Raw genomic sequence first — 22523 nt, forward strand, 5'->3', positions numbered from 1 at the left:
TCCCCTTTCTTCATACTGAATATTCCGTCATACCTAAAAAAAGTACAAAGAAAAGCGCTCATGCCCTGTAAAAACAGGGGCAGCGCTTTTCTGTACTGCAGACCCGCCTGCTGCTATTCTTCCATATCCGCAAGCGTATTAATCATTTCTTCAACCATGTCCCACTCTTCATCTGTTTCTATTTCTTCTAGTGCGATATCGTCCTCATTGTCGCCTTCCTGATAGCGGAATGCCAGAATTTCAATCTCTTCATCTTCACTTTCCTGGTTTCCGGAAGCAGTGACCACTATATAAGAATGGCCCAGTTCTTCAATAGGAAAAGTAAAAAGAACGTCAAACAAATGTTCATTTCCTTCTTCGTCGGGTATTACAATGCGTTCTGTTTCTTCTTCAGACAAAAATAACGCCTCCATTTATTGTAAAGAATTTTGATTCCTGTCAAGGTATCCCTGTAATATTAACACAGCAGCCATTTTATCAACTACCTGTTTTCTCTTTTTCCGGCTGACATCAGCCTGAATAAGTGTTTTTTGGGCAGCCTGGGTTGTGAGTCTTTCATCATAGAGAACAACAGGAATATTAATATACGTTTCCAGTGCCGCTGCGAACTCCTGGCACTGTTCCCCTCTGGGTCCAATAGTGCCATTCATGTTTTTAGGCAGTCCTACTACGACAACAGCCACTTCATTTTCATCTACCATCTTTTTAATCGCCGGAAACGCTTCTTCTGTGGCGCTGCTTTTTAAGTGAATTGTGTCGTGCCCCTGGGCAGTCCAGCCCATCAGATCAGAAAGCGCAACGCCGATTCTTTTTAATCCAACATCAAGTCCGAGTATTCTATCCATTTCCGCCGCCTTTTTGTACGTATGACCGTACTAATTCTTCCAGCAGTTCATCTCTTTCCAGCCGCCTGATCAGTGCCCTTGCTTCGTTATGGCGGGGAATATAGGCAGGATCGCCGGAGAGAAGATAGCCTACTATTTGATTAATCGGATTGTAGCCTTTATCTTTCAACGCATCATATACTTTTAAAAGGACTTCTTCCGCTTGCAAATCGGTGGATAATTCATCCTGCACGTTAAATTTTACGGTTTTATCTTTCGGATCCACCATGCTGCCTCCTTCGATCTGCCTGTCTTTTCTAATGAAAGAAACTGTTCTGTTTGTATTTCCATAGAATATAGGCAGACATGCTATGATTATGCATTTAAAGAAATAGTTCACCTGTCTCTTCGTGTACCATTGTACAACATTTCAAAGCGTTTAGGAAATAGATTCCACCATACCCGGCACAGAATCCAGTGCTTCCTGAAGCTTGTCCGGGTTACGTCCACCGGCTTGTGCCATATCGGGACGTCCGCCGCCTCCGCCTCCGCAGATAGCTGCCGTCTGCTTCACAAGATCTCCAGCTTTGTATCCTTTTTTGATTAAATCTTCTGTAACCCCTGCTACAATCTGTACTTTACCGTTATTGACTGCTCCAAGCACCACAACACCGGATCCCAGCTGTTGTTTTAATTCATCTACTGTATTTCTCATAGCATCCATATCTTTCGCGGCGGCTGCTTCTGCAATTACAGAAACACCATTTACCTGCTTTACTTTATTCAATAGAGTGGACGCTTCTGCATTGCCGAGTTTGGACGACATGGAGTCATTTTCACGCTGCAGATCTTTTAATGACTGGTGCAGCGCATCAATTCTGCCGGGCACATCATCAATAGATTTAGCTTTTAACAGCTCGGCTGCTTGTTCAAGCGTTTCAATCTGGCTGTTCATATGTCCGTATGCGTACTGACCGGTCAGCGCTTCAATTCTTCTCACACCAGCGCCTGTCCCTGCTTCGGAGACAATCTTAAAAATACCGATTTCAGCCGTATTATTTACATGGCACCCGCCGCACAATTCAATGCTGTAGTCGGAAATCTGAACGACGCGTACATCTTCGCCGTATTTTTCCCCAAAGAGCGCCCGGGCGCCCATTGCTTTTGCTTCGTCTATCTTTTTGCTTTCAATGACTACAGGAATATCCGCCCAAATTTTTTCGTTTACTTTTCGTTCGATTTCTTTCAGCTCTTCTGCCTTTACTTGTCCAAAATGGGAAAAGTCAAAGCGCAGTCTGTTTCCAGTAACCAGTGATCCGGCCTGGTTCACATGTTCTCCCAGAACATCTTTTAATGCCTGGTGCATTAAGTGCGTAGCGGTATGGTTTTTTACAATATCTTTTCTTGTATACGAATCCACCTGAGCCTGGACCAGGTCTCCTTTTTTCAGCGTTCCTTCTTTAATCGTAACAGCATGCAGATGCTGGCCGTTCGGTGCTCTCTGCACATCCGTGACTTCCGCTTTGGCCTTCTCTGTCGTAATGACTCCAGTGTCGGCAGTCTGTCCGCCGCTTTCTGCATAAAAAGGCGTATGATCCAGCAGAATATGAGCTGTTTCTCCTGTCGAGACTTCCTCCACAGACTGTTTGTCATGAATGAGCGCACTGACCGTAGTCCGGGCTGCCAGCTGATTGTATCCTATGAATTCACTTTTTTCTTTCAAATCCGATAACAGCGAATCCTGCGTCTGCATAGAACCGGTCGATTTCCTTGCCGCCCGTGCCCGGGTGCGCTGTTCCTGCATAGCTGTTTGGAAACTGTCGCGGTTCATGGTGAATCCGGCTTCCGTCAAGTATTCTTCTGTAAGGTCTACAGGAAAACCATACGTGTCATACAGACGGAATACTTCTTCTCCCGGTATAATCGTCGTATCATTTGTTTCTGCTTTTTTCATAATATCGGACAGAATATGCAGGCCTTCACTGAGTGTTTCGTGAAACCGCTCTTCTTCATTTTTAATAACTTTTTGAACAAAAGCTTCTTTATCCTGTACTTCCGGGTAATACTCTCTCATTATACTTCCAACGACCGGCACCAGCTGAAACATAAACGGCTCATGAATGCCGATCAGCTTTGCGTAGCGAACTGCTCTTCTAAGCAGGCGTCGCAGCACATAGCCGCGTCCCTCATTGGATGGTAACGCCCCATCTCCGATAGCAAACCCAACGGTACGAATGTGATCGGCAATCACTTTATAGGATACATCCGACTCTTCTTTCTGGCCGTAGGGAACGTCGGCGAACCTTTCAATTTCCTTCATGATCGGCAGAAATAAATCCGTGTCAAAGTTGGTCCGTGCATCCTGGATAACGGAAACGATCCGCTCGAGTCCCATTCCTGTATCTATATTCTTTTTGGGCAGCGGCGTGTACGTGTCATCCGCATTATGGTTAAACTGGGAAAATACGAGATTCCATATTTCCAGGTACCTGTCGTTTTCCCCGCCGGGATAAAGCTCCGGATCTTTTTCGTTATTGCCGTATTCGGGACCGCGGTCATAAAAAATCTCCGTGTTCGGTCCGCTTGGGCCTTCGCCGATATCCCAGAAGTTTTCTTCCAGGCGGATAATTCTTTCTTCCGGCAGGCCGACTACATCTTTCCATAAATCATATGCTTCAAAGTCTTCCGGATGCACAGTAACAGATAAGCGTTCCTGTTCAAAACCGATCCACTTTTTTGACGTGAGGAATTCCCACGCGTATTCAATGGCTTCTTTTTTAAAATAGTCGCCTATTGAAAAATTTCCAAGCATTTCAAAAAACGTGTGGTGCCTGGCGGTTTTTCCGACATTTTCAATATCGTTGGTGCGGATGGACTTCTGAGCGTTTGCGATTCTTGGATTGTCCGGCACGATACGGCCGTCAAAATATTTTTTCAGCGTAGCTACGCCGCTGTTGATCCATAAAAGCGTTGGGTCTTCACTTGGAACAAGCGAAGCACTCGGTTCAATATCGTGTCCTTTTTCTTTAAAAAAATCTAAAAACATCTGTCTTACCTGTGCTGAAGTATGCTGTTGCATCTGTTGGTTCCCCCTTGGATTTAGCCAATCTAATCATAAAATTATGCAGACAAAAAAATCCCGCCCCTGGACGCAGGGACGAGATTACTCGCGGTACCACCCTGTTTACGAAGAATACACTTCGTCAACTTGAACGCTTGTAACGCAGCGAAGCGGCACGCATTACCGTGCACTCTGGACCAGCTTTCCGCCTTCCTGCGCCCTCTGTTTATCTCAGCATTCTAAACAGTCTCTGTACTGGGTGGAAAACGTACTTTTTCCTTCAACGTGTTATCTTTATTCTCTTTTCTTTTATATCGAATATTTCCCTTTCTGTCAAATATCTTTCCTATTTTTCTCTTCTTTATTCCTCTTTACATCTATGTCTTTCATGCTACGATAATGTAAACAATCCCCGTAAAAAGGAATGCATCTCTGCATACCTTTTACTCTTTTTGGCAGTATATATTTCTTTGTTCGAGATACTGCCGACACAGACCTGACTGCTTTTCCAAATGAAAGGAGAAGGCTATGCAGAAAACTTCGCGGAACTTCTTTTTGTTTTTATCAAAAAATAAAACACTAAATAAAAGTGCCAAACGCTGGGGCTTTAATCTGGGAGCGGCCAAAGTAGTTGCCGGAGAATCGATTGACAGTGCAATGAAAACAGTACAGTCCCTGAACAGCAAAGGCTTGCTTGCGACTGTTGATCACCTCGGGGAATTTGTATCCAAAGAGCAGGAGGCCAAAGAAGCTGCCGAGCATGCTCTGCGAACGCTTGAGGCAATTCACCGTTACAGAGCGGATTGCAACCTTTCACTGAAACTAACACAGATCGGTCTTGATATTGACCGGGAGCTCTGCCTTCGATTCATGAAAGACATAGTGGAAAAAGCCAGATCCCTGCAGCTTTTTGTGCGCATTGATATGGAAGATTATACTCATTATCAGCTCACCCTGGATATACTTAAAGAACTGAGGAAAGAATATGATAACGTTGGAACGGTCATTCAGGCATATTTATACCGCGCTTCAGATGACATTGCCGATTTAAAAGGCGTTCCGCTTCGGTTGGTAAAAGGCGCCTACAAGGAGAGCCCCGCAGTTGCCTGGCAGGATAAAAAACAGATTGACGCCAACTTCCTGAATATTATTAAACAGCATCTAACGAACGGCAGCTACACGGCTATTGCTACGCATGACCACCGGATTATCGAATCCGTTCAGGCCTTTACGGCCAAAGCCTGTATTCCCATCGACCAGTTTGAATTCCAAATGTTGTATGGCTTTCGTACCGATATGCAGGAGGCTCTTGCCCGGGACGGCTACAAATTCAGAACCTACGTACCGTTTGGAGATGACTGGTACGGCTACTTCATGCGCCGCCTTGCCGAAAGGCCGCAGAATGTCTCTTTTGCTTTCAAAGGAATGTTTTCCAAATAAATAAGCAGGCGCCCTCCTGGGTGTCTGCTTATTTATTGATCTTTTCATCTGTGGGTTCTTCGAGTTTTTCTTTCAGCCTCGTATAGCGTGTATCTTTATGCTCGGTCTGCACGGCAAGCTCCAACGCTTCATACTCTCCGCAGAGTATTAAGTAATCCTTCGCTCTCGTAATCGCCGTATAGACCAGGTTGCGCCTCAGCATTCTGCGGTACGCCATCAGCATAGGCACAACGACGATCGGAAACTCGCTTCCTTGAGACTTGTGAATCGATGAACAGTAGGCAAGCATAATTTGATTCAAGTCCTGACGCGAATAGGTGACTTCTTTATTATCGAACGTAATAATTACCTGCATTTGTTTGTCTGCTGTTTCTTTTGCTTCAAAAATAGCTTCAATTCTCCCGCGGTCCCCATTAAACACACCCTGTTCCGGGTTGTTAACGAGCTGAAGCACAATATCGTCTTTCTGATAGGTCACTTCTCCAAAACTCACTGTTTTTTTCTTTTGGGAAAGCGGGTTAAACAAGTGCTGAAGCTGTTTGTTTAATTCATGTACACCGGCCGGGCCCCGGTACATCGGAGCAAGCACCTGGATGTCCATTGGATCGTAGCCTTTTTTCACAGCGCCGTCGCACACTTTTACAATTAATTCAGCCGTCTGTGTTTTCGAACATGGGAAAAACCGCCTGTCCGGATATTTTCCTTTGATATCTTCCGGAAGGCCGCCGGCTTTAATTGCGTGGGCCAGGTCAATAATAGAAGACCCTTCTGCCTGCCTGTATACGACAGATAAGGAAACGACCGGCAGCTTGTTCGATTCAATCAGGTCAGTCAGCACCTGCCCCGGCCCGACAGATGGGAGCTGGTCTTCATCTCCGACGAGAATCACCTGCATATCGTCCGGCACGGCACGGAACAGCTGGTTGGCAAGCCACATGTCCACCATCGATACTTCGTCAATGATTAACAGCTTGCCGGGCAGGTATAAATCTTCCTCCCGCGCTTCAATGTCCATTCCTTCCTCGCCGTTAAAACCGAGAAGCTTATGGATAGTAGACGCGGCAAGACCTGTAGAATCCTTCATCCGTTTGGCTGCGCGCCCTGTAGGTGCAGCTAGTACGATAGGATAGGCTTCGTCTTTTTTGTACTCTTTCGGATCGAGCGGAAAGCCGTGCAGCGAAGCAAACACTTCCACAATAGCACGGATAACCGTCGTTTTTCCGGTACCCGGTCCGCCGGTCAGAATCATAATTTTAGAATGGATTGCCTGCTTTATCGCTTCCTTCTGCTGTTCAGCATATTCAATGTTGTACTTTTCCTCCGTCTCCCCAAGCGCTTCGAGAAATTCCGACTCGGGAAACGTTTCTTCAAGCTCTGCAGAATCCGCCATCCGCCGTACTTTTGCTGCAAAGCCTTTTTCTGCATAGTACAAAGAAGAGACATAGACAAATTGATCTTCCCGGCTTACTTTTTCTTCCTGTTCCAATACCTGCAGCCCTTCTGTCAACAGCTCGGCTTCCATCGGCTGCCTTTCTTTCAGAAGCTCTCCCGCTTCTTCAAGCAGGTCCAGCGCAGGCACATACACGTGGCCTTCCTGCATGGTTTTTTCATACAGTAAGTATAAAATGCCTGCTTTTACTCTTTCTAAGTCGTCATGCTTAATTCCCAGGCTTTTACCGAGACGGTCGGCTTTTACAAAACCAATGCCCTGAATGTCCCAGACAAGCTGATACGGGGAAGACTCAATAATATGGAGCGTCTGTTCTTTATAGGAATTGTAAATTTTCACGGCAAGCTCCATACCGAATCCAAGCCGGGTAAGACGGGTAATCGCTCTTTCCATCCCCTGATTTTCCAGCATCGCCTGATATACTTTGTTTCGCTTTTCTTCGTTCCAGCCGACAATTTCTTTTAAACGGTCCGGATCGTCCAGTACATGGGAAATAACGTTTTCTCCATACGCCTGAACTAATTTATCCGCCGTTTTCTCCCCAATTCCCGGAAAACGGTCACTCGATAAATAACCGATCAATGCTTCTTTTTCCGTCGGGACCAGCTTTTCATAGGATTGAACAACATACTGCCTGCCAAACCGGGGGTGTTCTTTATAGGCTCCTTCAAAACGATAGGTTTCTTCGCTGTCAATTTCCGGAAAATAACCGACAATGCTCATTTTCTTTTCATCGAGCTTTGGCTCTGACTTTTTTACTTTGATTACTAAAACAGTATATCCATTTTCTTCATTCCGGAAAATAATGTGAAGGACAGAGCCTGTAATATAAGAGGAGGCATAGGCTTCCGGATAATGATCATTCATCGCATATTCCCCCGTTACTCATTTAATAGCTTAGCTGCCTCTTTTTTTCCGTTATGGGCAAGCATATGATCCGGCTCTATCTCAATTGCCTGATCAAAATAAGGAAGCGCCTCCGCTGCCCCTTTTGTATGGAGATATCCTACTCCTAAATTAAAGTAAGCATCTGCATGCTCCGGATCCTGCTCTGTTACAATGTGAAACTCTGTGACTGCCTCTTCCACCATTCCATTCTGGGCCATACTCATCGCATAATAAAACCGGGCTTCCGTATCTTCACCATTCAGCTCTACCGCCCGTTTAAATGAGGCCATCGCATGAGGCACGCGGCCGGACTGGAAATACGCCATACCCAGCATATAATGAAGACTGCTGTCGTCCAGCCCGGCTTTATGGGCCTGCTGGTACATAGTAAGTGCTTCCGCAAACTTATCTTCATTAAACAAGACATTGCCTGCTCCGTAGTAAGCAGCGGCTGCACTGCTGTCCAGCTCTATTCCTTTTTCAAAAAAGCGCAGCGCCTTTTCTGCTTCTCCCAGTTCGGCAAGCAGGTTTCCAAAATTAATATACGCAACCGGGTTATCCGGCTCTTCTTCAATCGCCTGATTTAATAGTCTGGCTGCTTCTTCCATGTTTCCTTCTTGTAATTCCTGCAGGGCCTGTTGATTAGTATCCATGTAAAAAATCTCCTTTTGTGTTGGTTCGCATAATAGAGGGAAAAGAGGACAACGTTTTATACCTCAACGCTCTCCTCTTTTTTGACTGCATATTCAATTGTTGCTCCGCCAAGGCAGATATCACCGTCATAAAACACGACAGACTGGCCGGGAGTTACCGCGCGCTGCGGCTCATGAAACACGACCCGGGCTCCTCCGTCTGCGGATGGATAGACCGTTACTGCCTGATCCGGCTGACGGTACCTGAATTTTGCCGTACAGTCAAATGGCTCTGTGTACACCTTATTGATCCAGTTCAACCCGGATGCTTCCAGTTCGTCGCTGTAAAGACCATCATGATGATAGCCCTGTCCTACAATGAGGTTATTGCTTTCAAGATCTTTACGGATAACAAACCAAGGCTCACCGGCTCCGCCGATGCCAAGCCCCTGGCGCTGGCCGAGCGTATAATACATCAAGCCGTCGTGGGCGCCTTTCACTTCCCCGTCGACGGTAACCATTGAACCCGGCTGTGCGGGAAGAAAAGACTGAAGAAAGTCTTTGAAGTTTCTTTCGCCGATAAAGCAGATGCCTGTGCTGTCTTTCTTTTTAGCGGTAGCCAGCCCTTTTTCTTCAGCAATTTCGCGGACTTTCTGCTTGCTCATGCCTCCAAGCGGAAACATAACCTGCTCAATCTGTGACTGGCTCAGCTGATTTAAAAAATACGTCTGGTCTTTATTGTTGTCGACCCCGCGCTTCATGGTGACATTTCCGTTACTATCTGTTTCTACTTGAGCGTAATGTCCGGTAGCCAGGTAGTCAGCACCAAGCGACAGCGCGTGCTGCAAAAATGCCTGGAATTTAATTTCTTTATTGCACATTACATCAGGATTCGGCGTCCTTCCCGCCCGGTATTCATCTAAAAAATACGTAAAGACAAGGTCCCAGTATTTCTTTTCAAAATTAACCGCATAATAAGGAATGTCCAGTTGATTGCAGACTTTTACTACATCATCAAAATCCTCTGTTGCGGTACAGAATCCGCTGTCGTCGGTATCATCCCAGTTTTTCATAAAAATGCCGATTACTTCATAGCCCTCCTCTTTTAGAAGGGCGGCGGTGACTGAAGAATCAACGCCCCCGGACATACCCACGACTACTCTCGTATCTGCCCGGTCTTTTTGTGTTACTGCCATTTTTTTCTCCCTTCCGCTTCTATAAGCGCTTTGTTATTTTCCTAATGACCGCTGTTGTTTTATCGATATCTTCCATTGTATTGCTCGTTCCAAAGCTGAATCGTATCGAGGAATAGGCTCTTTCTTCCCCTGGATACATAGCTTCTATTACATGGGAGGGCTGCATCGAACCTGCCGTGCAGGCTGAGCCGCTGGAAGCGTATATGCCTTCCATATCCAGCTGCACTAAAAAGGATTCCATCTGCACGCCTGGAAGAAAAATATTCAGTATATGCGGCTGGGACCCGGTTACGTCCCCATTAACGGCAAAAGAAACCGCTTCTTCTTCAAGACGGCTTAAAAAGTGTTTTTTTAAAGCTGACAGGTCTGCGGCTGTTTGTTCACGACACGTCGCTTTCTCTTCTGCTGCTTTGGCAAATCCTGCAGCGGCCGGCACGTTTTCTGTTCCCGCTCGTTTTTTCCGTTCCTGTTCCCCGCCTGAATGGATCGGCTCCAGCTGGATGCCGCGTCGGACATATAAAAATCCTGTGCCTTTGGGTCCATTAATCTTATGCGCGGAAACTGAAAGCATATCCACACCCAGCGTTTCTACATCCAGATTGGACAGCCCAAATGACTGTACCGCATCAGTATGCATTGCCGCCTGCGTATTTTGCACTACTGCTGCTATCTCTTCAACAGGCTGTAATACACCCGTTTCATTATTACTGTGCATAATGCTCACTAAAATGGTGTCTTCCCGAAACGCTGCTTTAAACTGCTCCAAAGATACTGCACCTGTATGATCCACAGGTAGAAACGTAACCTCAAACCCTTCTTCCTGAAGCTTTTCAAGAGGATGCAGTATCGCATGGTGTTCAACAGCACTCGTAATAATATGCTGTCCTTTTCCCTTATTCGCACGGGCATATCCGGTAAGCGCCAGGTTGTTTGCTTCGGTTCCGCCGCTCGTGAAAATGATGCTTGCAGCGTCGGCATGAATCGTTTCCGCCAGTCTGCTTCTCGCATCATCGAGCAGCTTTCTTGCGTCTCTTCCTATTCGATGAATGCTTGAGGCGTTACCGTAGGAATCGTACATACTTTTCGTGATTGTTTCAATTACTTCCGGAAGCATGGGCGTCGTCGCCGCATGATCCAAATAAATGGCTGAGGCCACTTCCGCCCCCTCCTCGCATAGTTTAAATGTAGAACATATAATCCTGCATGTCGCCTTCTTCTTTATAATTCGCTAAATACTCAAGGGTTGTGTTATCGAGAACGTCTTTTACGGCGTCTCTTATTTTTATCCATAGTGCCCGCTTTACCGGCTCTTCGTCCTCGAGAACTTCCACCGGGCTTATTGGGCCTTCCAGTACGCGGATGATATCACCTGCTGTAATTTCGGAAGGTTCCTTCGTCAGCATATAGCCGCCGTAAGCTCCACGTACACTCTTTACGAGCATTGCGTTTCGGAGCGGGGCAATAAGCTGTTCTAAATAATGCTCAGAAAGTTCATGTTCACGCGCTATGGATTTTAATGACGTCGGTCCTTCACCGTGTTTTTTTGCCAATGCCATCATTATGGTAAGGCCGTAGCGTCCTTTTGTTGAAATTTTCATGTCTGCCACCTCTTTCAATCAAATAATGCACAAGCTTCGACGTTTGAGGCATAGCAAATCCTACTACCTGCCCGATGCCGAGGCAAAAAAGAATCGTGCCGACAAAAACAGGCCCGCCTAAAGCCCAGCCTGCGGCCAGCACTACTGTTTCCATCATAATTCTCACTCTCGAGATTTTCCATCCTGTTCGTTCATGCAATGCAATCATCAAACTGTCCCGGGGACCTGCGCCGACTTCCGGCGCGATATACAGGCCTATTCCATAGCCGATAATAATAATTCCGGCCAAAAGCATTGCTATTTGAACAATCAGGAGAGACGGTGTCCCGATAAGAAGAAGAAATATATCAATAAATACTCCAATTAAGAACATATTCACAATTCCGCCTGCCTGCGGTTTTTCTTTCTGCAGAAGGGAAGTCACAATAATCACAATAATGCCGATTATAATGCTCCACGTTCCTACCGTCAGGCCAAATTGATCCCGCAGGCCAATATGAAGAACATCCCACGGAGCACTTCCCAGATCAGCACGGATCATCAGCGCAATGCCAAATGACACAATGACCAATCCTATCATAAAAATGAGCCACCGTATGAAAAGATGCTCGCGTTTTGTATACAGTTTTACCATCAAAGACCTTCTTTCAACCGATTCACACTGAAGTCTACGCTATTATAGCATGAAAGCCCCCTTATTTGCATAAGAGTGCTCTATGTCCGTTTATTTACTTCTGCCCTTTGCCTCTCTATAATAAAGGCTGTATATATGATGCAGCATAAGGCGCCTTTTCAGGCATGCTGCAAGATGGAGGATTTTATGAAAAACAAACAGCAGCCGCTGGCTTACCGAATGAGGCCGAGAACAATAGAAGAAATTGCAGGGCAGCAGCACTTGCTCGAAGAAGGCAAACTGCTAAAACGGATGATAACCGCTAAAAGACTAACTTCCTTGATACTATACGGCCCTCCCGGCACTGGAAAAACGTCTATCGCTTCGGCTATTGCGGGAAGCACCGACACCCCGTTTAAAATGCTGAATGCGGTTGTCCACAATAAGAAAGATATGGAAATAGCCGTCGCAGAAGCAAAAATATCCAATCACTTGATCGTGATTATGGATGAAGTCCATCGTCTAGATAAAACAAAACAGGATTTTCTGCTTCCCCACCTCGAAAAAGGACTGATTACAATGATTGGTGCCACGACCGCCAATCCGTATCATTCCATTAACCCTGCCATTCGGAGCAGATGCCAGATTTTTGAACTGCACCGCCTGGAACACGAAGATATAAAAAAGCTTTTGTTTGCCGCCATGGACGATGAAGAAAGAGGGCTTGGTTCCTTTTCCGCCGTTCTGTCTGATGAAGCGGCGGAACATCTTGCTTACGCCTGCGGAGGTGATGCCCGTGCTGCTTTAAATGCACTTGAAATTGCCGTGTTGTCGAGTCCTTCTTCAGATCAGCCTGCGGTCATTACTAAAGAAACAGCAGAAGAATGTATACAGCATAATCGCTTTCAGCATGATAAAGACGGAGACGCCCATTATGACGTGCTTTCTGCTTTTCAAAAATCGATCCGGGGAAGCGATCCCGATGCCGCTCTTCATTATCTGGCGAGGCTTATTGAAGCAGGGGATTTAATAAGCATCAGCAGAAGACTTATCGTCACAGCCTACGAAGACATTGGGCTTGCCAACCCTCAGGCCGGTGTCCGAGCGGTCGCTGCGGTGGAAGCTGCAGAAAGACTGGGCTTTCCGGAAGCACGCATTCCCCTGGCAAACGTTGTCGTGGAGCTCTGCCTCTCTCCTAAATCCAACAGCGCCTATAAAGCGATCGATAAAGCCCGGGAGTCTCTTCTAAAACACGGGACCCCCGACATACCGAAGCACTTAAAAGACTCTCATTATAAGGGAGCTGCCAGTTTAAACAGAGGCGTGGCATACAAATACCCGCACAATGAACCCGGCGGCTGGCTGGCTCAGCAGTATCTTCCCGATGCTGTGAAAAAAGACGTATACTACGAAGCAAAAAAACATAATAAATTCGAACATGCTTTAGCTGAAGGACATAAAAAAATGACAAAACGTTGATGGTCCTGCAAATGCTGCTTCAATAAAACAGGTAAAAAAATGTATAGGCGGCGCTTTCCGCAGGCCATACCTCAGCTGCAGAGGAAAAGATCAACCTCTTTAGATTCACCCCTGGCTGTTCTGCTGGAGTTACCGCCTGATTCATTCTTTGTATTTCTAAGCAGCCTTTCTTAAAGAAACGGCGCTTTTTTAGATAAGCTAAATGAAGCTGCTTCTCGACAAGCTAAAAAAACCGGAAGGCTGGCCCTTCCGGTTTTTTGTGTTTTTTTATTCTATTGGAAATGATAGTTGAAACAGCGTGCCTTTACCTTCTGCAGAAAACACTTTAATATTTCCGTCCATTTCACTTACGATCTGGTAGCAGATCATCAGCCCAAGACCTGTTCCTTCCTCTTTTGTAGTAAAAAATGGCGTGCCTAATTTCGACAGGGTGCGGGAATCCATCCCCACTCCTGTATCTTCGATCTCCACCCCGATACATGGATGGTTGGATTTATTAAGAAACTCATATGTTCTTATACTGACTCTGCCGTTCTCTTTAACTGCTTCTATTGCATTTTGAAGTAAATTTAAATAAAGCTGTTTTAATTTTTTCTCATTGGCATTCATATCAGGGATATCTTGAAAAGCTGTGTGAATTTCTATGTTTTTTGACTGAGCCTGGTCTTTATGAAGGTACAAAATATCCTGCAGAATAGTGTTCATATTGATCTGCATGGTCCGTTCGTCATATTCCGGACTTGCAATCCCCAGCAGGTCACGGACAATTCCATTCACCCGGTCAATTTCGCTTAGGATAATCTGGTAATGCTGAACTTCCTCATCATTTTGTTCTGATTTTTCTTTAAACAACTGAATAAATCCTTTTATCGTCGTAAGCGGATTGCGGATTTCATGAGCAAATCCCGATGCAAGCTTCCCTACTGCCTGAAGCTTTTCGCTGCGGACCAGCTCTTTTTCAAGCACTCTGTTATCGGTCACATCATTAAAAACAATTAAAATATCTTCTACCTGTTCTGCATTTTCAAGCCTGGGCAGAAGCGTTACGCTCGTAATAAAATAATAAGTCTTACCATCAAAGGTGAGCTCTATTTCTTTTGTATGCTCTTCTTCAAGTTCCATGTTTATTTGATCAATAAACGCCCGGAACAGCCCGCTTTGCTTTTTTAATTCCTCGAGTGAGGAAGCAAGCACATTGTTTTTATTCAATTGAAAAAGCGAGCTTGCCGCATGGTTAAATGTAGTAACCGATCGGGCGCTTTTATTGATCGAAATAACACCATTATCGGTCGTCTCAAGAATTAAGGTTGATTTTTTATGGCTTTTTTCCCGTTCTTCCAGCCTTGCCGTCATAACATTAAACGTCTGAGTCAGCTCATTTACTTCTGAATAGGAAGCCGGCGGCAGTGGGAGCACAGGTTTGCCAATGGCAAAATCCCGTGTGGCTGTTACAAGAGATTCCAACGGCCGTACGATATACCTCGAAAGCGCGATAGCAGCTAAAACGGTAATAACGAGCACAGCGCTGAATAATATTACATATGTAAACAGTAATCTTCTTAATGGAGCATACAGAGCACTTTCTGGTACTGAAATCCCTACATACCACTGGTTATTAAAACCTTCCATCTGATCAATCGGAACGATTGTACTGACTGTTTCTGCTTCCCTGCTTGTCGTTAAAGAAGGAGAAGTTCCCAGCTGTTCAAATTCTTCAAAAGTCAGCTCTGCATCGCGGACAAAATTACGATCCAGAATATAACTGCTGTCCGGATGGGCGATATAGTACCCTTCTTCATTTAAAATAAAGGCCTCTCCATTCATTCCCAGCTGTTCCTGCTCATCTGTAAACCGGTTCATTCTGTCCCAGATAAACGTTTCAAGCGAAACGAGGTCATATGCCGGTGATATCACACCGATATCATTACCGTCCTCATCTTTTACTCCCGCGGACATTGCTAATATCGGCCGCTCTAGTATTCTCGACATAAACAGGTCAGAGAAATAAAGTTCTCCATTTTTAGCTTCTTCATACCAGGCCACATCATTTACATCCCGGCCGACCGCATTGTCTTCAGTGGAATGAGCGATTATGCCTTCATTGTTCGTAAACACCATGCCGTGATACATTTCCTGAGATTCTACAAAGCGGGTAAACTCGGCCTGCAGCTCGGCTTCAGAAGCATCCGGATTTCGTATAACAGGACTGGTCGCCAATTGATCAAGATCAGACAGGCGCTCCCGTATCATTCCTTCTACAGAGACAGACAAATTGGAGGAAAATGAAATGAGTGTCTGCTCGATACGGTCGGATAAATCTGCTTCCTGGGTTTCATGCGAAACAAAACCAATCACCAGCAGTGGGATGCTGGTAATGGCTACAAAGAAAACCAATAATTTTGACCGCAGTGTACGCATGTGTTTCACCCACTATCTATTAAGTAATAAGCTTTCCATATAAAAAACTCCGAAGTAACAGCCTTCGGAGTAAGCATTTGTAGTAGTTAGTTAAGGAAGAGTCCCGTAGTGCCGTTAAACTAACTTTGTTTTGAAGCCTGCTCTCGCAGGTGGGTGCCCTGCTTCACCGTCCGTGCTTCCACTTCGCAGAGGCATGCACTTTCGATGAAAACATCAGGCTCCCGATGTATAGGTGTTGGCTCAAAACGTACAGTGTTCTACGTACACCTCAGGACTCTTCGATTTGTGATTTTATCATAGCATGCCGGTCCCGAATGGTCAAGATACTTACCCGGCATATTGAGAAGAGATTCGTTATTACTAAACTTCCCGGTTTCTTTATGTTAACCTTTATAAAAGACTTACGATAAAGAAGGGAGCAGATCATATTGACCAATTCCTCCGTTCGGGAAAACGATACACCGCAGCCGTTGGCAGAACAGGATACTATTTTTATCGAACAAAAAATTGAATGGCTTGAAAAAAAACGGGTAAAACATGTATCTTCTCTTTGTTTGTATGAAGACAGAATAGAAAGCGAGCATCATGCCTACTACCTCGAAGATATCTTTGATCTCTCCTACCGTTGGTCTGAGGAACAGATTGGGTTTTTATACATTCACACGGTGTTTGGTATTCGTACCTTCCATATCCATTCCTCACCGGAAGAATTTATCACTGAGTTTCATAAGCTGGAGCATCTTTAGAAAACTTCTCATTTACTAAACAATGGCTTCTTTATACAACAAAGGTTCCGATTATCGAGTAATGATAATCGGAACCTTTCTATAATAGGGAACTTATTTTGTCTTTTCTTCTTTTTTAGCAATCGCAAGCTTGAGATGCAGTTCTTTTAACTGCTGGTCGCTTACAGCACCTGGTGCACCCGTCAATGGATCACTTGCACTGGCTGTTTTTGGAAATGCAATTGTATCACGCAGATTGTCACGGCCTGCAAGAATCATGACGAACCGGTCCAGTCCAAGAGCAATTCCTCCGTGCGGCGGCGTGCCGAATTCAAATGCATCCAGCAGGAAGCCAAACTGCTCCTGCGCTTCTTCTTCACTGAAGCCAAGTGCCTTGAACATACTCTGCTGCATATCTTTTTTATAAATACGCTGGGATCCCCCACCGATCTCATATCCGTTCAGGACGATATCATATGCTTCTGCCCTTACGTCTTCCGGTGCGGACTCAAGCTTATGGGCATCCTCCTTTAGAGGACTTGTAAACGGGTGATGCATTGCAGTGTAACGATTTGAGTTATCATCGTATTCAACGAGTGGAAATTCTGTGACCCACAGGAAGTTATATTTAGACTCATCGATCAACTGAAAATCTTTACCGAATTTCAGCCGCAGCGCGCCCATCGTTGCGTACACAACCTCTTTTTTGTCTGCACCAAAGAAGAGAAGATCTCCCGGCTCCGCGTCCATTGCCGTTTTAATTTGTTCGATTTCCTCTTCCGTAAAGAATTTCGCGATCGGTCCGCGCAGTTGATCTTCTTCTACCCGCAGCCATGCCAGTCCTTTTGCACCGTAAATGGCTGCAAAGTCTGCCAGCTCGTCAATTTCCTTGCGGGACATCTTTGGAGCGGCCCCTTTTACGTTCAGGCCTTTTACGATGCCGCCGTTCTTCACAGCCTGGGCGAAAACTTTAAAATCGCTGTTTCCTACAATATGAGACAGCTCTGTAAGCTCCAGGCCAAATCTCGTATCCGGTTTATCAGAACCGTAGCGGTTCATGGCATCCTCATATGTCATTCTTGGAAAAGGTGTCTGTACCTCTTTGCCAAGCACTTCTTTTACAGTTTTCTGCATCAGCTCTTCAATCATTGGAAGAAATTCTTCTGTTTCCAGGAAAGAGGCTTCAATATCAAGCTGGGTGAATTCCGGCTGGCGGTCTGCCCGCAGGTCTTCATCTCTAAAACAGCGTACAATTTGATAATATCTTTCAAAGCCGGACACCATCAATAGCTGTTTAAACAATTGCGGAGACTGGGGCAGGGCATAAAATTCTCCTTTATGAACACGGCTTGGTACCAAATAGTCCCGCGCGCCTTCCGGTGTGCTTTTTGTAAGCATTGGTGTTTCAATATCGATAAATTCATTATCATTCATATAATCACGGATGATGTTTGTCACCCGGTTGCGCAGCTTAATCGTTTCGCGCATTTCTTCTCTTCTTAGATCGAGATAACGATACTTCAGGCGGACATCTTCCGAAATTTCCTGATTGCTGTCAATTTGAAAAGGAAGCGGCTTGGAGGTATTTAAAATATCGATCTGTTCCACCCGGATTTCCACCGTACCGGTAGGAATCTTCTCGTTGTATGTTTCCTTGTCTCTTTGCACGACTGTCCCGTAGATTTCCAGGACGTATTCACTGCGCACGCTGTCTGCTGTTTCCAGTGCATCCGCGGAAATTTCCGGATTTGCGACAATCTGTACGATACCACTGCGGTCGCGCAGGTCAATAAAAATAACCTGTCCGAGATCTCTTCTCGTCTGGGCCCAGCCTTTCAGGCGTACTTTTTCTCCAATAAGCGGTTCTGTAATATCTCCTGCATAATGCGTTCTTTTTCCCATGTTATTCTCTCCCCATTTTATCAGTTAAATAGTCAGCCAGATCGGCGATGGCTGTTTTTTCCTGGCTGCCATCGCTCATTTTTTTAATACTGACTTCTCCGCTCTGCAGTTCATCGTCACCGATGACGACAGTATATGCAGCATTCATTCGATCCGCTGCTTTAAACTGTGCTTTCACTTTTTTCTTCATGTAATCTTTTTCCACACGAAGTCCTTTTCTGCGAAGCGACCACAAAATCGATACTGCTTCCGTTTCTGCTTTTTCTCCCATCGTGACGACGTAGCAGTCCAGTCCTTTTTCGACCGGCAGGTCTACGTTCTGGGCGGAAAGAGCCATCAGCAGCCTTTCAATACTCAGCGCAAAGCCAATGCCCGGCGCTTCAGGTCCCCCCAGCTCTTCGGTTAAACCATTGTAACGGCCGCCTCCTGTCAGAGTCGTGATTGCGCCGAACCCTTCGCCTTCGATCATGATCTCAAAAGCGGTGTTATTATAATAATCGAGCCCTCTGACCAGTCCCGGATCAATTTCGTACGAAATATCCAGCTGGCTGAGAAAAGCCTGTACTTTTTCAAAATAGCGGCGGCTGTCTTCATTAAGATAATCCAGAATAGATGGTGCGGTTTCCATTAAAGGATGGTTTTTATCTTTTTTGCAGTCCAGAATACGTAGTGGATTTTTCTCCAGACGCTGCTGGCAGTCACTGCAGAACTCCTCAATACTCGGTTTAAAGTGGCCGATAAGTGCCTGCTTATGGTTCTCACGGCTTTCTGTATCTCCGAGGCTGTTTATAACCAGCTTCAATCCTTTTAATCCAAGGGATGAATACAGCTCCATCGCAAGCGCAATCACTTCTGCATCAATCGATGGATCATCACTGCCAATCGCCTCGACGCCAAACTGGACAAACTGGCGCATCCGTCCTGACTGCGGACGTTCGTAGCGGAACATTGGACCGATATAATACAGTTTATCCGGCTGATCCGGAAGTCCGAAGCGTTTGTTTTCTACATAAGAACGGGCAACCGAGGCTGTACCTTCCGGACGAAGGGTCATGCTGCGTCCGCCTTTATCTTCAAAGGTATACATTTCCTTCTGGACAATATCTGTTGTGTCGCCTACACTCCGCTGAAATAGTTCTGTCTGTTCAAAAATAGGAGTGCGGATTTCCGAGTAATTAAAAGCCCGGCATAAATCGTGCATTCTTTTTTCTACGTACTGCCACTTTTCTGACGTTCCCGGAAGTATATCCTGGGTTCCTCTAGGTATTTGAACTGCCATTTCCCCACTCCCTTTAAAAATAGTTGTTTTGCAGGCTTATAAAAAAACACAAAAAACCCGCCCCTCAAAAATATGAGGGACGGGATTTATTCCCGTGGTACCACCCTGGTTAGAGCCTTACAGCTCCCGCTTTGACAGTTAACGCCTGTGTACGGCTGCTTTTACTTCTCCACGTTTCAAAGCAGCACCTAAAGAGTGTCTTTCTGTAAATAACGAGCGGAAATGCTTCCAGCCTTGGCATCTCTTCTCTGGCCTCGTTTACCTTTACATACTTTTCTCCATCATTGGTTTTCTATCGAATTCCATCATACGAATAATTGTCTTTTGTGTCAATACGAACCTGCGCTTTATTCCTTTGGTTCAGGGGATTCCAACGTAAGGGTTACCGGGCCGTTGTTCGTAAGCGATACCTGCATATCCGCACCGAACCTTCCCTCTGCCACTGTTACGTTTTTGCTGCGGAGTTCCTCATTGAACAAATGATAAAGCGGCTTGGCATCTTCAGGTCGGGCGGCTTCGGTAAAGCTTGGCCGTCTTCCTTTTTGAGCATCACCGTATAACGTAAACTGCGAGATCGAGAGCACTTCGCCCGAAATATCGAGCAGGGATTTATCGAATTTCCCCTCTGCATTTTCAAAAATGCGGAGGTTGACTATTTTTTCAGCCATCCATTCTACTTCCCGGCTTGTATCACCGTGGGTGAAGCCTGCTAATACAACCAGTCCTTCTGTTATAGAGCCGGATACCTCTCCTTCGACGGAACAGGCTCCTTCTGATACACGCTGAATAATAACTTTCATCGCTGGAATGGACCCTTTCTGTAAACCGGTATTAATGCATAACGCGCTGCACCGTATATATATCCGGTAGTTTTTTTATTTTATCTACCACTTTCTGCAGATGACCGGTGTTGTGAATGGATATGCTCATATCGATGAACGCCATTTTGTTTTTATCACTGCGGCCGCTGACAGCATTAATGTTTGTTTTTGCTTCCGTTACGCAGTGCAGTACTTCATTCAAAAGTCCGCGTCTGTCATAGCCGATAATTTCTATATCCACATTGTAGTTTTTGTTCGTTTCGACCGAGCCTTCCCACTCTACTTCAAGCAGGCGTGGACGTGCTTCGTCATTATCTACGTTTGCACAGTCCCTGCGGTGAATCGATACGCCGCGGCCCTTCGTAATAAAACCTACAATGTCGTCACCTGGTACAGGACTGCAGCATTTGGATAACCGGATGAGCAGGTTATCTACTCCTTTTACACGTACTCCTGCGTTTGTTTTTTTCACAGGATGATTCGTATTAATAGTTTTCACCGCTTCAGCTACCGACTGTTTTTCGTCCTGTTCATTTTGGTGGCGGATTTTATCTGTCAGTCTCGTGACGATCTGTTTTGGGCTTACTCCATTGTAGCCGACAGCCGCAAACATATCTTCTTCTCCGCTAAAGCTGAATTTATCGGCCGCTTCATTTTTGTTCTCTTCCGTGAGAATCTGCTTTGGATCATAATCCTGAGACTTTAATTCTTTTTCAACAAGCTCTTTTCCTTTTTGAACGTTTTCTTCCCGACGTTCTTTTTTATAGAACTGCTTGATTTTATTTTTGGCGTGGGAACTCTGTGTTAGTTTCAGCCAGTCCTGACTTGGGCCGTAGGAATGCTTGGATGTAAGCATCTCTACGATATCTCCGGTATCAAGCTGATAATCCAGCGGCACCATCTTTCCATTTACCTTCGCCCCGATAGTCCGGTTTCCAATTTCCGTATGGATCCGGTAGGCAAAGTCAATAGGCACCGATCCTCTCGGCAGTTCGATAACGTCCCCTTTCGGGCTGAATACAAACACCATATCCGAGAACAGATCCATTTTTAAGGATTCCATAAAGTCCTGGGCATCATCGGCATCATTCTGCCATTCAATAATTTCCCGGAACCACGTTAATTTATCCTCGAACGTCTGCTTTCCGGAAACACTTTTGCCTTCTTTGTATGCCCAGTGGGCTGCCACACCAAATTCAGCTACACGGTGCATATCCGTGGAACGTATCTGCACTTCAAGCGGCTCTCCTTTTGGACCAATAACGGTCGTATGAAGAGACTGGTACATGTTTGCTTTCGGCATCGCAATATAGTCTTTAAACCGTCCCGGCATCGGTTTCCAGCAGGTATGAATAATACCAAGCACGGCGTAACAGTCCCGTATGCTTTTCACAATAATCCGCACGGCGAGAAGGTCATATATTTCGTTAAACTGTTTTTTCTGTTTAACCATCTTTCGGTAAATGCTGTAAATATGTTTCGGACGTCCGTACATCTCTGCTTTAATGTTTAAGTCATCAAGGTTGTGATTAATGTCCCCGATTACTTCTTCGATATACTGCTCGCGCTCGGCGCGCTTCTGCTTCATCAGATTAACAATCCGGTAATACTGCTGTGGATCCAAATAACGCAGAGCGGTGTCCTCAAGCTCCCACTTGATCTTTGAAATACCAAGGCGGTGGGCAAGCGGCGCAAATATTTCCAGGGTTTCATTGGAAATCCGGCGCTGTTTATCAGGCGGCAGGTGCTTTAACGTTCTCATGTTGTGCAGACGGTCTGCCAGCTTAATCAGGATAACCCGGATATCCTTTGCCATCGCAACGACCATTTTCCGGTGATTCTCCGCCTGCTGTTCCTCTTTTGATTTGTATTTGATTTTCTTTAATTTGGTGACGCCGTCTACAAGCATCGCTACTTCTTCGTTAAATGCCTCTGAAATGTCTTCCACTGTTACTTCTGTATCTTCGACCACATCATGCAAAAAAGCACCCGCAACTGTATTGGGGTCCATTTCAAGGTCTACTAATATTCCTGCTACTTGAATGGGATGGAGAATATATGGCTCTCCAGATTTTCTGTATTGATCTTTGTGAGCTTCTTCTGCATATTTATACGCCTTTTCTAAAAAAGAGACATGGTTTTCGGATAAATAATGTCGAGCTTTTTCCAACACTTCATCGATGGTCATGGAATCACC

The 22523-nt window shown here is 45.4% G+C and carries 18 protein-coding genes, 1 other RNA gene and 1 other annotated feature; of the genes, 3 read left to right on the forward strand and 16 right to left on the reverse strand.

The window, feature by feature from the left end; translation table 11 throughout:
• Positions 1-113: 113 nt before the first annotated feature.
• The 4 genes from AC5W14_RS08020 to alaS all read right to left on the reverse strand — a co-directional run bounded on the left by AC5W14_RS08020 (position 114) and on the right by alaS (position 3903).
• On the reverse strand, positions 114-398 hold the full coding sequence (locus tag AC5W14_RS08020) for a DUF1292 domain-containing protein (RefSeq protein WP_496058807.1): 285 nt from the start codon (positions 396-398) through the stop codon (positions 114-116).
• Between the two features lie 15 nt (positions 399-413).
• Complete coding sequence (gene ruvX, locus AC5W14_RS08025; RefSeq protein ID WP_496194080.1) at positions 414-845, reverse strand: Holliday junction resolvase RuvX; 432 nt, start codon at positions 843-845, stop codon at positions 414-416.
• The gene (locus AC5W14_RS08030) at positions 838-1110 is read right to left on the reverse strand and encodes an IreB family regulatory phosphoprotein (protein ID WP_120193588.1); all 273 of its coding nucleotides are present in this window, start codon (positions 1108-1110) and stop codon (positions 838-840) included. The genes ruvX and AC5W14_RS08030 overlap by 8 nt, the downstream gene beginning before the upstream one ends.
• A gap of 153 nt (positions 1111-1263) precedes the next feature.
• Entirely contained in the window at positions 1264-3903 is a 2640-nt protein-coding gene (alaS, locus tag AC5W14_RS08035; RefSeq protein ID WP_496194081.1) for an alanine--tRNA ligase, read from the reverse strand.
• A gap of 510 nt (positions 3904-4413) precedes the next feature.
• Between alaS and AC5W14_RS08040 the strand changes: the two genes are divergently transcribed.
• Complete coding sequence (locus AC5W14_RS08040; RefSeq protein WP_496194082.1) at positions 4414-5325, forward strand: proline dehydrogenase family protein; 912 nt, start codon at positions 4414-4416, stop codon at positions 5323-5325.
• 28 nt (positions 5326-5353) lie between these two features.
• Here AC5W14_RS08040 and recD2 read toward each other — a convergent pair whose 3' ends face one another.
• From recD2 to AC5W14_RS08070, 6 genes are read right to left on the reverse strand one after another with little or no spacing between them, the layout of a single operon-like run.
• The gene (gene recD2, locus AC5W14_RS08045; RefSeq protein ID WP_496058811.1) at positions 5354-7642 is read right to left on the reverse strand and encodes an SF1B family DNA helicase RecD2; all 2289 of its coding nucleotides are present in this window, start codon (positions 7640-7642) and stop codon (positions 5354-5356) included.
• Positions 7643-7656: 14 nt separating this feature from the next.
• Positions 7657-8316: a tetratricopeptide repeat protein gene (locus tag AC5W14_RS08050; protein ID WP_496194083.1), complete on the reverse strand. Its 660-nt coding sequence runs from the start codon at positions 8314-8316 to the stop codon at positions 7657-7659.
• A gap of 56 nt (positions 8317-8372) precedes the next feature.
• Positions 8373-9491 (reverse strand): tRNA 2-thiouridine(34) synthase MnmA, encoded by a 1119-nt coding sequence (gene mnmA / locus AC5W14_RS08055; protein WP_496194084.1) that lies wholly within the window; start codon positions 9489-9491, stop codon positions 8373-8375.
• A 19-nt stretch (positions 9492-9510) separates the two neighbouring features.
• Positions 9511-10647, reverse strand: a complete 1137-nt coding sequence (locus tag AC5W14_RS08060) for a cysteine desulfurase family protein (RefSeq protein ID WP_496194085.1) — start codon at positions 10645-10647, stop codon at positions 9511-9513.
• Between the two features lie 22 nt (positions 10648-10669).
• The gene (gene cymR, locus AC5W14_RS08065) at positions 10670-11089 is read right to left on the reverse strand and encodes a cysteine metabolism transcriptional regulator CymR (RefSeq protein WP_120193466.1); all 420 of its coding nucleotides are present in this window, start codon (positions 11087-11089) and stop codon (positions 10670-10672) included.
• Entirely contained in the window at positions 11022-11723 is a 702-nt protein-coding gene (locus tag AC5W14_RS08070) for a YczE/YyaS/YitT family protein (protein WP_496194086.1), read from the reverse strand. Before AC5W14_RS08070 ends, cymR begins: the two co-directional genes overlap by 68 nt.
• Positions 11724-11909: 186 nt before the next feature.
• On the opposite strand from AC5W14_RS08070, the gene AC5W14_RS08075 reads away from it, so the two are divergent.
• Positions 11910-13181 (forward strand): replication-associated recombination protein A, encoded by a 1272-nt coding sequence (locus AC5W14_RS08075; protein ID WP_496194087.1) that lies wholly within the window; start codon positions 11910-11912, stop codon positions 13179-13181.
• A gap of 267 nt (positions 13182-13448) precedes the next feature.
• On the opposite strand, the gene AC5W14_RS08080 is transcribed toward AC5W14_RS08075, so the two are convergent.
• Together AC5W14_RS08080 and ssrS are read right to left on the reverse strand one after the other, a co-directional pair.
• The gene (locus tag AC5W14_RS08080; RefSeq protein WP_496194088.1) at positions 13449-15599 is read right to left on the reverse strand and encodes a cache domain-containing protein; all 2151 of its coding nucleotides are present in this window, start codon (positions 15597-15599) and stop codon (positions 13449-13451) included.
• Between the two features lie 96 nt (positions 15600-15695).
• Positions 15696-15877: non-coding RNA, 6S RNA (ssrS, locus tag AC5W14_RS08085), on the reverse strand.
• 150 nt (positions 15878-16027) lie between these two features.
• Here ssrS and AC5W14_RS08090 point away from each other — a divergent pair.
• Positions 16028-16345 carry a hypothetical protein gene (locus tag AC5W14_RS08090; RefSeq protein WP_496058818.1) on the forward strand — a complete coding sequence of 106 codons (318 nt, stop codon included), beginning with the start codon at positions 16028-16030 and terminating at the stop codon, positions 16343-16345.
• Positions 16346-16438: 93 nt separating this feature from the next.
• Here the strand turns inward: AC5W14_RS08090 and aspS are convergent, their stop codons facing one another.
• The 4 genes from aspS to AC5W14_RS08110 form a co-directional block, all read right to left on the reverse strand.
• Positions 16439-18226 carry an aspartate--tRNA ligase gene (aspS, locus tag AC5W14_RS08095; protein ID WP_496194089.1) on the reverse strand — a complete coding sequence of 596 codons (1788 nt, stop codon included), beginning with the start codon at positions 18224-18226 and terminating at the stop codon, positions 16439-16441.
• A gap of 1 nt (position 18227) precedes the next feature.
• The gene (gene hisS, locus AC5W14_RS08100; RefSeq protein ID WP_496194090.1) at positions 18228-19505 is read right to left on the reverse strand and encodes a histidine--tRNA ligase; all 1278 of its coding nucleotides are present in this window, start codon (positions 19503-19505) and stop codon (positions 18228-18230) included.
• 72 nt (positions 19506-19577) lie between these two features.
• Positions 19578-19799, reverse strand: a binding site (T-box leader).
• A 53-nt stretch (positions 19800-19852) separates the two neighbouring features.
• Complete coding sequence (gene dtd / locus AC5W14_RS08105; protein WP_496058821.1) at positions 19853-20305, reverse strand: D-aminoacyl-tRNA deacylase; 453 nt, start codon at positions 20303-20305, stop codon at positions 19853-19855.
• 31 nt (positions 20306-20336) lie between these two features.
• The gene (locus AC5W14_RS08110; RefSeq protein WP_496058951.1) at positions 20337-22514 is read right to left on the reverse strand and encodes a RelA/SpoT family protein; all 2178 of its coding nucleotides are present in this window, start codon (positions 22512-22514) and stop codon (positions 20337-20339) included.
• Between the last annotated feature and the right edge of the window lie 9 nt (positions 22515-22523).

The sequence above is a fragment of the Sinobaca sp. TMA16-18 genome, from assembly GCF_059510535.1.

What these genes read in the sequence shown, in the direction of transcription:
- AC5W14_RS08075 (WP_496194087.1), top strand. Translation starts at nt 11,910, where the DNA reads ATGAAAAACAAACAGCAGCCGCTGGCTTACCGAATGAGGCCGAGAACA.
- hisS (WP_496194090.1), bottom strand. Translation starts at nt 19,505, where the DNA reads ATGGCAGTTCAAATACCTAGAGGAACCCAGGATATACTTCCGGGAACG.
- recD2 (WP_496058811.1), bottom strand. Translation starts at nt 7,642, where the DNA reads ATGAATGATCATTATCCGGAAGCCTATGCCTCCTCTTATATTACAGGC.
- alaS (WP_496194081.1), bottom strand. Translation starts at nt 3,903, where the DNA reads ATGCAACAGCATACTTCAGCACAGGTAAGACAGATGTTTTTAGATTTT.
- cymR (WP_120193466.1), bottom strand. Translation starts at nt 11,089, where the DNA reads ATGAAAATTTCAACAAAAGGACGCTACGGCCTTACCATAATGATGGCA.
- aspS (WP_496194089.1), bottom strand. Translation starts at nt 18,226, where the DNA reads ATGGGAAAAAGAACGCATTATGCAGGAGATATTACAGAACCGCTTATT.
- mnmA (WP_496194084.1), bottom strand. Translation starts at nt 9,491, where the DNA reads ATGGCAGTAACACAAAAAGACCGGGCAGATACGAGAGTAGTCGTGGGT.
- AC5W14_RS08070 (WP_496194086.1), bottom strand. Translation starts at nt 11,723, where the DNA reads ATGGTAAAACTGTATACAAAACGCGAGCATCTTTTCATACGGTGGCTC.
- ruvX (WP_496194080.1), bottom strand. Translation starts at nt 845, where the DNA reads ATGGATAGAATACTCGGACTTGATGTTGGATTAAAAAGAATCGGCGTT.
- AC5W14_RS08110 (WP_496058951.1), bottom strand. Translation starts at nt 22,514, where the DNA reads ATGACCATCGATGAAGTGTTGGAAAAAGCTCGACATTATTTATCCGAA.
- AC5W14_RS08050 (WP_496194083.1), bottom strand. Translation starts at nt 8,316, where the DNA reads ATGGATACTAATCAACAGGCCCTGCAGGAATTACAAGAAGGAAACATG.
- AC5W14_RS08040 (WP_496194082.1), top strand. Translation starts at nt 4,414, where the DNA reads ATGCAGAAAACTTCGCGGAACTTCTTTTTGTTTTTATCAAAAAATAAA.
- dtd (WP_496058821.1), bottom strand. Translation starts at nt 20,305, where the DNA reads ATGAAAGTTATTATTCAGCGTGTATCAGAAGGAGCCTGTTCCGTCGAA.
- AC5W14_RS08080 (WP_496194088.1), bottom strand. Translation starts at nt 15,599, where the DNA reads ATGCGTACACTGCGGTCAAAATTATTGGTTTTCTTTGTAGCCATTACC.